11 protein-coding genes and 1 pseudogene are annotated in these 11,047 nt (G+C 67.8%); 2 read left to right on the top strand and 10 right to left on the bottom strand.

The window, feature by feature from the left end:
- The 4 genes from ACCD11_RS26205 to ACCD11_RS26190 form a co-directional block, all read right to left on the bottom strand.
- Window positions 1-3,377, bottom strand: a 3,377-nt coding sequence (locus ACCD11_RS26205) for a condensation domain-containing protein (RefSeq protein ID WP_413316063.1), incomplete at its 3' end; no start/stop codon positions are given.
- A 66-nt stretch (window positions 3,378-3,443) separates the two neighbouring features.
- Window positions 3,444-4,187 carry a thioesterase II family protein gene (locus tag ACCD11_RS26200; protein WP_413316062.1) on the bottom strand — a complete coding sequence of 248 codons (744 nt, stop codon included), beginning with the start codon at window positions 4,185-4,187 and terminating at the stop codon, window positions 3,444-3,446.
- Window positions 4,187-4,426, bottom strand: a complete 240-nt coding sequence (locus tag ACCD11_RS26195) for an MbtH family protein (protein WP_413316061.1) — start codon at window positions 4,424-4,426, stop codon at window positions 4,187-4,189. The genes ACCD11_RS26200 and ACCD11_RS26195 overlap by 1 nt, the downstream gene beginning before the upstream one ends.
- A gap of 140 nt (window positions 4,427-4,566) precedes the next feature.
- Window positions 4,567-5,079, bottom strand: coding sequence for a sigma-70 family RNA polymerase sigma factor (locus ACCD11_RS26190; protein ID WP_413316060.1), 513 nt, complete (start codon window positions 5,077-5,079; stop codon window positions 4,567-4,569).
- 157 nt (window positions 5,080-5,236) lie between these two features.
- Here ACCD11_RS26190 and ACCD11_RS26185 point away from each other — a divergent pair, with 157 nt between their 5' ends.
- Entirely contained in the window at window positions 5,237-6,064 is an 828-nt protein-coding gene (locus tag ACCD11_RS26185) for a plasmid replication/partition related protein (RefSeq protein WP_413316059.1), read from the top strand.
- 36 nt (window positions 6,065-6,100) lie between these two features.
- Here ACCD11_RS26185 and ACCD11_RS26180 read toward each other — a convergent pair whose 3' ends face one another.
- From ACCD11_RS26180 to ACCD11_RS26170, 3 genes are all read right to left on the bottom strand, one after another.
- On the bottom strand, window positions 6,101-6,685 hold the full coding sequence (locus ACCD11_RS26180; RefSeq protein WP_007833372.1) for a YSC84-related protein: 585 nt from the start codon (window positions 6,683-6,685) through the stop codon (window positions 6,101-6,103).
- A 168-nt stretch (window positions 6,686-6,853) separates the two neighbouring features.
- The gene (locus tag ACCD11_RS26175; protein WP_413316058.1) at window positions 6,854-8,692 is read right to left on the bottom strand and encodes a bifunctional metallophosphatase/5'-nucleotidase; all 1,839 of its coding nucleotides are present in this window, start codon (window positions 8,690-8,692) and stop codon (window positions 6,854-6,856) included.
- Between the two features lie 93 nt (window positions 8,693-8,785).
- Window positions 8,786-9,262 carry a hypothetical protein gene (locus ACCD11_RS26170; protein WP_413316057.1) on the bottom strand — a complete coding sequence of 159 codons (477 nt, stop codon included), beginning with the start codon at window positions 9,260-9,262 and terminating at the stop codon, window positions 8,786-8,788.
- A 155-nt stretch (window positions 9,263-9,417) separates the two neighbouring features.
- Here ACCD11_RS26170 and ACCD11_RS26165 point away from each other — a divergent pair, with 155 nt between their 5' ends.
- Window positions 9,418-9,627, top strand: coding sequence for a hypothetical protein (locus ACCD11_RS26165; RefSeq protein ID WP_056589843.1), 210 nt, complete (start codon window positions 9,418-9,420; stop codon window positions 9,625-9,627).
- A gap of 101 nt (window positions 9,628-9,728) precedes the next feature.
- On the opposite strand, the pseudogene ACCD11_RS26160 reads toward ACCD11_RS26165, so the two are convergent.
- From ACCD11_RS26160 to ACCD11_RS26150, 3 genes and pseudogenes are all read right to left on the bottom strand, one after another.
- Window positions 9,729-10,109: pseudogene (locus ACCD11_RS26160) on the bottom strand (HU family DNA-binding protein); the annotation flags it as partial.
- A 138-nt stretch (window positions 10,110-10,247) separates the two neighbouring features.
- Entirely contained in the window at window positions 10,248-10,544 is a 297-nt protein-coding gene (locus tag ACCD11_RS26155; protein WP_413316056.1) for a glutathione S-transferase N-terminal domain-containing protein, read from the bottom strand.
- Window positions 10,541-11,014, bottom strand: coding sequence for a MarR family winged helix-turn-helix transcriptional regulator (locus ACCD11_RS26150; RefSeq protein WP_413316055.1), 474 nt, complete (start codon window positions 11,012-11,014; stop codon window positions 10,541-10,543). The genes ACCD11_RS26155 and ACCD11_RS26150 overlap by 4 nt, the downstream gene beginning before the upstream one ends.
- Between the last annotated feature and the right edge of the window lie 33 nt (window positions 11,015-11,047).

The raw sequence follows: 11,047 nt of genomic DNA, 5'->3' as shown, positions 1-11,047 counted from the left end.
CGCCAGGCCAGCGCATGCAGCACCGCCACATAGTGCCCAGCCATCCGCTCGACCGTCTCACGGTCGAACAACTGCGCAGCGTAGACGAAGCCCAGCGTCAACTTGCCATCGGGCGTCTCGCGCGCTTCGAGCACCAGCTCGAATTGCGCCTCTCCATCGGGCAGTGCGTAGTGCGCCACTTCGAGCCCCGGCAATTGCGCCAGCGCCCGGTAGTCTTCGGCCAGGTGATTGAACATCACCTGGAACAGCGGGCTCTGGCCCAGGCTGCGCTGCGGCTGCAGCACCTCGACCAGTTGCTCGAAAGGCAGGTCCTGGTGCGTCTGCGCGCCCAGCACCGCCTCCCGGGCCTGCGCGACGACCTGCGACAGGCGCATGCGCGCGCCGATCGGGTTGCGCAGCACCAGCGTGTTGACGAAGAAGCCGATGACGCTTTCGGCCTCGACCCTGCTGCGGTTGGCCACCGGCGCGCCGACGCGGATGTCCTCGAGCCCGGTGTAGCGATGCAGCAGCGCCTGGAACCCGGCCAGCAGCACCATGAAGAGCGTCGCGCCTTCGGACGCCGCGGATTGGCGCAGGCCGGCCAGCAGCGCGGCGGGCACATCGACTCTGTGCCGCGCTGCGCTGTAGCCGACCTGCGCGGTGCGAGGACGGTCGGTCGGCAATGCCAGCACAGGGTGCTCGTCGCCGAGCTGCTCGCGCCACCAGGCCAACTGCCGTTCGGCTTCACCAGCGGCCAGCCAGCCGCGCTGCCACACGGCATGGTCCACGTACTGGACGCGCGCGCCGGCACGGCGCTGCGTATCGCCCTGCAGCCGTGCGGCGTAGCCGGCCGCGAGTTCGTCGAGCAGCACCTGCATCGACGCGCTGTCCGAAATGATGTGATGCATCACCACCACGAGCAGGTGCGACGTGTCCGACAGGCGCACCAGCGCCACGCGCAGCAGCGGCCCCTGCGTCAGGTCGAAGGGCGTGGCGTGAAGGCGCCTCGCTTCCCCGGCGGCGCGCGCTTCGCGTTCGCCGGGCGAGAGGTGGCGCAGGTCGACAAGGCTCAACAACGGCTCCCACGACGGACTGATCAGCTGTTCGGCTGAGCCGTCCGCGCCGGCGAGGAACACCGTGCGCAGCGACTCGTGGCGCGCGGCGATGTCTTCGAATGCGGCGTGCATCGCTGCGGCGTCCAGCGCGCCCGACAGGCGAAGCGCACCGCTCATGTGATACGCGGTGCTTTGCGGCGAGAGCCTCCACAGGAACCACTGGCGTTCCTGCGCATGCGACAGCGGCAATGGCTGCAGCCGGCGCTCGGCGGACAGCGGTTCGATGGCCGCGCCGGGCGCAGCAGAGACCGGGTTCGCATTGCGGCTGCGCACTGCATCCGCACAGGCGTTCAGCCGGGGCTGTTCGAACAGGTCGCGAATGCCGAACTCGATGTTCCAGCGCCGCGCGATGCGCGCGGCCGCCTGCACCGCCGCGAGCGAATTGCCGCCCGAAGTGAAGAAGTGAGCGTCGTGCGCCAGCGTGCGCCCTTCGGGCCACCCGAGCACTTCGCGCCAGATGGCCGCCACCGCCTGCGCGACATCGTCGAGCACCGGTGCCTCGGCCGGCACCGGCGCACCGCTGCCGCCGAGCGTGAAGGCCCCATGCTCGTGGATCGCGTAGGCATCGAGGCTGCGCGCCGCGAGCCCCGCGCGGCACGCCTGGCGCTGGAGCTTGCCGCTGGAGGTCTTGGGCAGCGCGCCGGGGTTCAGCAGCACCACGGCGGCCGGCGCTTCGCCGAACACCTCGCTCACGGCGGCGCCGAGCACCTCGACGAGCACATCTGGCGCCACCAGCTTCTGCATGCTGCGCGACACCTCGGCCGCCACGCCGATGCCCTCGCCTTGCGGCCCCGCCACCGCGAACGCGGCGACGCGGCCCTTGCGCACGGCCTCGACCTCGGCTTCGATGGTGCGCTCGATGTCCTGCGGGTAGATGTTGTGGCCGCGGACGATGATCAAGTCCTTGATGCGGCCCGTGACGTAGAGCTGCCCCTCGTGCTGGAAGCCGAGGTCGCCGGTGCGCAGCCAGCGCCGGCCTTCATGCTCGGCGAAGGTCTCGCGGGTTTCGGCGGGCTTGCCCCAGTAGCCGGCGCAGATGCTCGCTCCGCTGGCCCAGATCTCGCCGACGCGGCCCGTGCCGAGCGCGGCCAGCGAGGCGGTGTCGGTGATGCGCACCTGGTGGCCTTCAGGCGCGGCGCCGCAGCCGACCAGCAGGGTGCCTTCCGCGCTCTCGACGCCCTCGCCTCTTGCGAGCGCGCTGCTTGAGAAGCTGCGCGCGACCAATCCACCGCCGCGTTGTCCACCAGTGACGAACAGGGTCGCCTCGGCCAGGCCGTAGCAGGGGTATGCCGCGCGGGGGTTGAAGCCCACGGGCGCGAACCGCTCGATGAATTCGGCTTCGGTGTCGGCGCGCACGGGCTCGGCGCCGGTGTAGGCCACGCGCCAGCTCGACAGGTCGAGGCCCGCGAGCCGCGATCCCTTCACGCGGTCGAGGCACAGGCGGTAGGCGAAGTCGGGGCCGCCGCTCAGCGTGGCGCGGTGGCGCGAGATGAGTTCGAGCCAGCGCACCGGGCTTTCGAGGAAATAGCGCGGCGAGGTCAGCACGAGCGGAATGCCGCTGTAGAGCGGCTGCATGAGGCCGCCGATCAGGCCCATGTCGTGATACAGCGGCGCCCACGACACGAACTTGTCGTCCGGCCCGATGCCCATGCCCTCGCGGATGGCGCGCTCGTTGGCCATGAGGTTGCCGTGCGTCACGATCACGCCCTTGGGCGCGGAGGTCGAGCCCGAGGTGTATTGCAGGAATGCGGGGTCGTCCTGCGCCGGCGAGAACGGGGTCCATGCGTCGGCGAGATCGTTGTCCACCGCGTCCACGGCGATCGTCGACGCCTGCGCGAACGACTCTGCGGCACGCCCCATTGCAGCCTGCATCGCCGACGAGGTGAGGATGCAGCGGGCCTGCGAATCGTCCGCAATGCCCGCGAGGCGCGCGAGATGCTGGGGCCGCATGGATTCAGGCGGAAACACGGGCACGGCGATCACACCGGCATAGAAGCACGCCAGCATGCTCACGGCGTAGTGGTCGTCGTTGTCCAGCATGACGAGGGCGCGGTCGCCTTTCGCAAACTGCTGTTGCAGGCGCACCGCCAGCGCACGCACGCGCGTCTCGAAGACTGCGTAGCTGAAGGGCTTCTCGAAGCAGGCGCCGTTCGCTTCTCCGGCCACCGTGAGCCAGACGTCGTCGGGCCGCGCCCGCGCCAATGCCCGCAGGTGTTCCACGAAGTTCGCGGATTCGGGGTGCCCCTGGTTCGGTGCCACCGCGGTTGTCGTTGTGCGTGCCATCTCGCTCACTCCAGATAGTCGGAAAGGGCGCAGCCGGCGTCGGGCCGGCTGCGTTCGGGCAAGGCGTCATGCAACTGCATGGGGTGCATGCCGTCCTCCGGCCATGGCCTGGCCCACGCGCCGCGTCAATGCATCGAGGAAGGCGGCCTCGCGCTGGCGGATGAAGAAATGGCCGCCGTCGAACCAGTCGAGCGTGAACGCGTCGCCGGCATGCGCCGACCACGCCTCCATGCGCAGGGCGTCGATGTCGTCCCGGCGGCCCGCAAAGACATGCAGGGGCATCGGCAGCGGCGCATCCGCCGCGTACGCGAAGCTCCGGCAGACGCGGTAGTCCGCGCCCAGCGTGTCGAGGGTGATGCGCATCAGCTCGGCGCTGGCGAACACCTCTTCGGGAGTGCCGCCCTGCTTGCGCAGCTCGGCGGTCAGCGCGGCGTCGTCGTGCGCGCCGGGCAAGCGGCCGGGATCGCGCTGCGACGGCGCCGAACTGCCCGATGCGAGCAAGGCCCGCGGCAACGGCCGGCCCAGCGCGCGAAGCCGCTGCGCAACGCCGTAGGCCAGCAACGCACCCATGCTGTGGCCGAAGAGCATGAAGCTGCCCTGCATCGCATCGGCCCGTTCGGCGCAGATGCGCGCGACCTGGGCGTCGAAGCTTTCGACGAAGCACTCGCCCATGCGCATGCCTCGGCCCGGCAGCTCGACGGGCACGATCTCGATCCAGCGCGGCAGCAGGGGCCGCCAGCGCAGGTACATCATTGCGCTGGCGCCCGCGCACGGCAGGCACAGCAGCGACACCCTCGCCGGCACAGCCATCAGAGCGCGGAAGGCGCATCCTCTTGCGCCGCCATCCAGTCGCGCAGCGACTTCGGACGCATGTCGGTCCAGTTCTTCTCGACGTAGTCGAGCGCCGTCTTCTTGTCGCCCTTGACGCCGTCGACGGCCATCCAGCCGCTGGGCACGGCCTTCCAATGCGGCCAGATGGAGTATTGGTCTTCGTGGTTGACCAGGACGATGAAGGTTTCGTCTTCGCGGTCGAAGCAGCTGGTAGACATGGTGCGTCCTTGTGCGGTTATCGGGGAAGCGGCAGGAAAGCGGGCGGGCAACCCGACCGGCGGGCGGTCGATTGCTGCGCTTCTGATCAACATGACGGTTCGGGAGCGAATCTGTTCACTCCCCCGGGGTGTCGTACGCGTCAATCGTTGATCAGGTGGCGCATGGCGCCGACGGCTTCGTCGGCCTCGGCGATGAGCCGGTTCACGAGCCCGAGCGCGCAGCCCAGCTGCACCGCGATGCCGCGCTGCGTGAGGCCTTCGAGGCGGTAGAGCTGGAACGCCGCGCGCGTTCTCGCGGGAAGCCGCGACAGCGCCTGCTCGATCAGGCCGACGACCTGGCGGTCACGCATCAGGCAGTCCGGCGAAGACGGCCCGGGCACGTCCAATGTCTCGACATCGATGTCGAAGGTGCGGTAGGTGGCTTCGAGCGACTGGCGGCGGCAATGGTCGAGCGCCAGGTTGCGTACCACCTGGCAGCAGTAGCCCATGGGCTTGTCGATCTTGCGGCAGGCGCCGTCGGCGATGCGGAGGTAGGCATCCTGCACCACGTCGTCCGCGAGGTCGGTGGTGCGCACGATCCTGCGGGCAACGTGCCAGAGCTGGGCCCGGTTGGCGACGAAGACATCTCCCAACGATGACTCGGGCGAAGACATGGGCTGCATATTTAAATAAGAATCATTACTATTTATGGAAGGAGCGACACCCAAGATTTGCGATGTGCCCTCACTTCCATAGACGTTTGGGCGCACCAAACAGAGACATCTAAAATCCCGCCCCTTTGCTCGCTTTTCCCGCCGCGTCCCCCTGCCCATGAACATCGTCGTCAACGAAGACCTCAAAGCCTATATCGACCCCCTGACGCCGGAGGAACACGAAGCCCTCGAACGCAGCATCCTCGCCGAGGGCTGCCGCGACGCGCTAGTGCTGTGGGGCGATGTGCTGGTGGATGGCCACAACCGCTACGGCATCTGCCAGAAGCACGGGCTGCCCTTCCAGACGGTGCAGAACACGCGCTTCAAGAGCATCGACGACGTGCACCTCTGGATGATCGACCAGCACCTGGGCAGGCGCAGCATCTCCGACTTCCTGCGCGGCGTGCTCGCGCTGCGCAAGAAGGACATCGTCGATCAGCAGCGCACCCGCGCGGTGGCGCAGCCGGCTTCGCCGCCGGACGCCACGCACGATCCGTCCGACCCGCCGTTCGACGTCGATCCGTCCGCCGACGGCGCTCCCATGCCCCCACCCGCCCCGCTGAACAGCCGCGAAGCCATCGCCCGCGCCGCGCGGCTGAGCAGCAGCCAGGTGGGCATGATCGAGAAGATCCAGAAGCAGGCCGCGCCGGAACTGGTGGCGGCCGTGAAGTCGGGCGTGATCTCGATCAACACCGCGGCCGCGGTCGCCACGCTGCCGGCCGAGGAGCAGATCTCGGCCGCGAACGCCGGCAAGGACGAGCTCAAGCAGGCCGCCAAGCGCGTGCGCGAGTCGAAGAAGAAGCCGCGAGAAGAGTCCGCCGAAGCGGATACGCACGACGCGCCTGACACGGTACAGGCGCTGCAGCAGCGCGTGGCCGAACTCACGGCCGAGAACGAAACCCTGCGCCGGCAGGTGGCCGAACTGCGGGCGCAGCTCGGCCATTGAGCGCATCGGCCTGCAGAGGCCGGCCGACGCGTTTTCCTACAGCTGGATCTCGCTGATCTTCGCGCCCGACAGCGAGACGCCGGCTTCCAACCCGACGTTCGTCATCACGAAGCCCACCACGGGCTGGCGCAGCGTGTTCGTGTCGATGCTGCCGTTGGCCCCGATGGTCGCGAGCGCCACCGTAGCGTCGGCACCTGCCGTCCAGCCCTTGCTGCTGCGGAACTTGTCCAGCGCCGCCTGCGTGGTGAACACGTAGATCACCGCCTTCGACTGCGCACCTGCCTGGAAGCCCACCGATCCGGCGGTGGTGCTGTAGTAGGACTGCGTGCGACCGTTCACGCGCAACGCGCCTCGGCCATACTCGGCGCCCACGCCCATGCTGGCACCCACCACGGCGGGAAACACCAGCACCCCGCTCGACCTGGCGACCAGATCGCGCGAGCCCTTCACGGAGTCATACAGCTTGGACAGCGAGGCATCGACCTGGGCGTCGATGGAAGTGCGCGAAGACGCGCTGCTGGCCTGATCCTGCGGCCGCGTGGTGGTGCACCCGACAAAAGCCAGGCTGCACGCCGCCACGGCGGACGAAAGCGCCAGCGTGCGGAGATTCATGGTTTTCATGGCGGATTCCTTTGCAAAAAAACATGGATCGGCAAACAAAGCTCTGCCGTCGGCGGCAGACAAGTTCCATGCTAAATCCGCCAAAGAGGGGCAAATCCGGCTTGCGACATCGGCCTACGCGAAGTCACGGTGTCGGCGAACGGTGCCCCCCTTCTCGCCAGCGTCCGCTCAGGGCAGAACAGTGATGCGGCCGGTTGCCGGCGGCGCCAGCGGACTGTTCGCCTTGATGTAGGCCTCCAGGGCGTCCACGTCCTGGTCGCCGCCGAGCGCGTCGGTGCCCTGGTTGAAGACGGTGAAGTTGTCGCCGCCGGTGGCCAGGAAGCTGTTCATCGTCACGCGGTAGGTGGTGGCGTCGGCCATCGCGGTGCCGTTGAGCGCCATGTTGCCGATGCGCGAACCGGCAGGCGCCGAGAGGCTGTAGCTGTAGCTCAGGCTGGCCGACGGCAGCAGCACCTTGGGCGAGGCCACCGTGTTGGAACCGCTATTGAACTGCTGCTCCAGCACCGCCTTGATCTGCGCGCCGGTCATGGTCTTCACCACCAGGCTGTTGCCGAATGGCTGCACCGCGAAGATCTGGCCGTAGGTCACGCTGCCGTCGCCGGCTGGTGCGAGGTCGGCGCGCACGCCGCCCGGGTTCATGAAGGCGATCTGCGCGGCGCCCTTGCCGGCCGGGCTCGTGGCTGCGAGCTGCGCGTCGGCGATCAGGTTGCCCAGCACGCTTTCCCTCGACGCGGTCTGCGTGCGCGTGGCCGTCGCGGTGAGCGATCCCACCACGCGCTGCACCAGCGGCCCCGCGATGGCGAGGTACTGGCCGATGAGCGCGGCCACTTCCTGGTTCTTGCCGAAGGCGGGGTACTGGTCGGTCAGCGCGACGGTAGTGGCGCCGCTGGTGTAGGACTCGCCCTGCACGATCACGTTGTCAGCCGCCTTGGCCGTGACCTTGCGGGTGCGGGTGTCGATGGTGATGTTGATGTCCGTCAGCAGCGTGCCGTACTGGCCGGCGCTGGTCAGCAGGAAGGGCTTGGCCGGGTTGGTCTTGCCGTAGTCGCACACGTACGAGCGGTGCGTGTGGCCCGAGATCACGACGTCCACCGCGGTGTCGAGCTTGTTCAGGATCGGCAGGATGTCGCCGCTCAGGCCGGCGCAGCTCTTGTCGTTGTAGCCCACGGTGGTGGTGCCGCCCTCGTGGACCACGACGACGACGGCATCCGCGCCCTGCGCCTTCAGCTGCGGGATCAGCGCGTTGGCGGTGTCAGCCTCGTCCTTGAAGCTCAGGCCAGCGACGCCGGCGGGCGTGACGATGTTCGGCGTGCCCTTCAGCGTCATGCCGATGAATGCCACCTTCACCGTGGCACCGTCCTTCGTGAAGGTCTTCATGCCGGTGGCGGGGAACAACGTGTTGCCGTCGCCCTTCACGGTGTTGGCCGCGAGGAAGCCGAAGTTGGCGCCCGGGAAATTCTTGTTCACGCGGCAGGGTTCGAGCGCGGTGTTCTTCGCGCAGCCACCGTTCTTCATGCGCAGCAGTTCGGTCTGGCCCTTGTCGAACTCGTGGTTGCCGACCGCGTTGAAATCGATCTTCATCGCGTTCACGGCCTCGATGGTCGACTCGTCGAGGAACAGCGCCGACACCAGCGGCGAGGCGCCGATCATGTCGCCGGCCGACACCACCGCGTTGTTCGGATTCTTCTCCTTGAGCGAAGCGATGGCCGAGGCCAGGTAAGCCGCGCCGCCGGCCGGCACCGGCACCGTGCCGCCGCCCTTGGCGGGCGCGTTGATCGACAGCTTCGGCGGTTCGAGGTTGCCGTGCAGGTCGTTAAAGGCAATGAGCTTCACGTCCACGGTGCCGGGCACGGCAGGTGCGGGCGCCGGTGCCGGCGCAGGCGGATTGCTGGCCGCGGGTGGCGGCACGAAAGGAACGAAATTGTTCGAACTGCCGCTGCCTCCGCAGGAGGCCAGGGTGGCGGCCACCACGCCCGCGACGGCAAGGTGCTTCAACGATGGATGCATGGACCTCTCCTCTGTTTTGGAATGCAGCCGATGCTGGAGACGGCACATGACGAGACCGTGAAGGCCCCTCGGCTGCGCAAGGGGATCGGCCGCTCAGGGCAACGGCACGAGGCGCACCGCGACCCCGGGGCCGAAGGCGGCCTGCAGCAGCGCCCTCGCCTGCACGCTGCGCTCGTCGGTCAGCGACTGCACTGCGAGCCAGCCTCCGGTCGGCCCGCGCTGCAGGTGCCAGCCCTCCTGCCCGAGGCTGATGAGCCGCGCGAGCGACGCTGCGTCGGCCACGGGCAGCGCCGTGGGCGTGATGTCGAGCCAGTCGGTCACCTGGTCGCTCTCGCCGCCCAGGCGCGCGGCCGCGCCCTCGGCAAGCGTTTGCTGCGTGGCGGCGTCCTGCACCGCGCCTTGCAGCACGATGCCGCCGCCATGCCAGCGGATTTCCAGCGACGGGGGAGCTGCATCAGCCATGCGGACCTGAGCGTTGCTGCCGGCAGTCGGGTGCCACGCGACGGCGGCCGCCAGGATCGCGAGACAGGCGATCGACGCCGCAAGAATTCTGCCGAGGGGATTCGTCATTTCGAGGCGCGAGCGTGCCACGCCACGCGTGACGCCGGTGTGACGGCCGCCCCGCCTACACGCATCGCGGCGCCGCGATGACCCCGAGCCGAGCCGGATCCGATACGCTCGAGGTCCGCCTCCCGCATTCCCCAAACATCCCGAGGAACGAACCCATGGCAGCGAACGCGAAAGTCACAGGAAATGTCGAATACCGGGCCGGCGACGGCCCCCTGATCCTCATTCCCCAAGGACCGATCGAGGTCGAGCTGGCACCCGACAGCGCGGTCATCAGTTGGGGCGATGCCGGCAACATTCAGACGACGGCCATTCCGCTTGCCGAATACCAGCGCTACCTGAGCGAGGGCGTGATCCAGACCGACTGAAGCGATGCGCATGCGCACCGCCCATGAAAAACGGCCCCGAGGGGCCGTTCTTCATTGTTCTGCATCCGCAGCGCAAGGCTGCGGTGCATCACAGCCGGTTCTTACTTCTTCTTCGCAGCGACGGCCTTCTTGGCGGGTGCGGCGGCCTTCTTCGCTGCGGGCTTCGCGGCCACGGCCTTGTCGGCCTTGCGCTTTGCAGCCTTCGGGTCCACGGCGGCCTTGAAGGCGGCGCCCGGCACGAACTTCGGCACCTTCTGTGCGGCGATCTTGATCTTGGTGCCGGCGCTGGGGTTGAAGCCCGAGCGTGCGGCGCGCGCCACTTGCTTGAAAGTGCCGAAGCCGACGATCTGGACGGGGTCACCCTTCTTCACTGCGGCGACGATCGAGCCCGTGACGGTCTCGAGGATGCGCGCGGCTTCTGCCTTGCTGACGTTGTGGGCGGTGACGATTTTTTCGACGAGTTCGATGCGGTTCAACTGAGTTTCCTGATAGGTTTGATTTCGCCATGTTGCCTATGGCGGCGCAGCACGAATACAAGCTGCAAGCGGGGCGGAGTTTATTCGACTGCGAGAGGCCGGATGTAACGCGGTCGCTTCAGGCCTTGGTGGATCAGCCTTCGATCAGGCCTTCGGCCAGTATCGCGGCGCGAACGGCGGGGCGTTTCGCGGTCGATTCCATGTAGCGGACGATTGCCGGCCAGGGGGAAAAGTCGAGGCCCGGGTGTCCGCTACCAGCACCGCACCGTCGTCGAGTTCGAGCGCGGGCACCTTGCCCATCGGATTGATCGGCAGATAGCTCTGGCCGGTGGTGGGAAGCGTTTTGGTCTCGAAGTCGACGCGGACCATCTCCGCGCTCAGGCCGGCCTCGCGCAGCACGATGTGCGGGGCAAACCCGGGACATGGTTTGATGTCGTTCATTCCATTGCTGAAATGCGCATCAAGCACTCCCCGATGAGCGCATGCAATGCGCTGGCATTTCGGCTCCCAATCAACTGGTGCACTTTGGCTTGGGCCATGCTCCAGTGAGGCATGCCCTCGGCACACTTGTCGCGGCCCGCAGCGGTGATACGCACGCTCCGAGTGCGCCCGTCAGTACCCGGTCCAAGATCCACCCAACCTGTCGAGATGAGGGGCTTGAGAGTGCGTGTCAGCGTTGATGGAGAGAGCGACATCGTCTCGGCCAGATCGCAGGGGCGCACCGGCCCGTGTGCCAGGACTTCCGTCAACAGCCGGTACTGCGTGATTCTGAGACCGACCTTGCCGAGTTCCGCGTCATAGTGCTGCCTGATCAGGCGGGCGAGCTGATGCGCCTTGGTGTCGGTGCAGGCTGACCGCTGAAGGCCCGCGGCAGCCACCACGCTTACCTGCGGTGCAGAAAGCGTTTGCATCAGCGCAATTGCAGGAGTGGCGCGCCGAGACAA

The organism is Variovorax sp. Varisp36 (assembly GCF_047304235.1).
GTDB lineage: Bacteria > Pseudomonadota > Gammaproteobacteria > Burkholderiales > Burkholderiaceae_C > Variovorax.
This window is presented reverse-complemented; position numbering and strand designations above follow the sequence as displayed.

Excerpts from the sequence above, each read along its gene's own strand:
- ACCD11_RS26200 (WP_413316062.1), bottom strand. The coding sequence starts at position 4,187 with ATGGCTGTGCCGGCGAGGGTGTCGCTGCTGTGCCTGCCGTGCGCGGGC.
- ACCD11_RS26195 (WP_413316061.1), bottom strand. The coding sequence starts at position 4,426 with ATGTCTACCAGCTGCTTCGACCGCGAAGACGAAACCTTCATCGTCCTG.
- ACCD11_RS26190 (WP_413316060.1), bottom strand. The coding sequence starts at position 5,079 with ATGTCTTCGCCCGAGTCATCGTTGGGAGATGTCTTCGTCGCCAACCGG.
- ACCD11_RS26185 (WP_413316059.1), top strand. The coding sequence starts at position 5,237 with ATGAACATCGTCGTCAACGAAGACCTCAAAGCCTATATCGACCCCCTG.
- ACCD11_RS26180 (WP_007833372.1), bottom strand. The coding sequence starts at position 6,685 with ATGAAAACCATGAATCTCCGCACGCTGGCGCTTTCGTCCGCCGTGGCG.
- ACCD11_RS26175 (WP_413316058.1), bottom strand. The coding sequence starts at position 8,692 with ATGCATCCATCGTTGAAGCACCTTGCCGTCGCGGGCGTGGTGGCCGCC.
- ACCD11_RS26170 (WP_413316057.1), bottom strand. The coding sequence starts at position 9,262 with ATGACGAATCCCCTCGGCAGAATTCTTGCGGCGTCGATCGCCTGTCTC.
- ACCD11_RS26165 (WP_056589843.1), top strand. The coding sequence starts at position 9,418 with ATGGCAGCGAACGCGAAAGTCACAGGAAATGTCGAATACCGGGCCGGC.
- ACCD11_RS26155 (WP_413316056.1), bottom strand. The coding sequence starts at position 10,544 with ATGAACGACATCAAACCATGTCCCGGGTTTGCCCCGCACATCGTGCTG.
- ACCD11_RS26150 (WP_413316055.1), bottom strand. The coding sequence starts at position 11,014 with ATGCAAACGCTTTCTGCACCGCAGGTAAGCGTGGTGGCTGCCGCGGGC.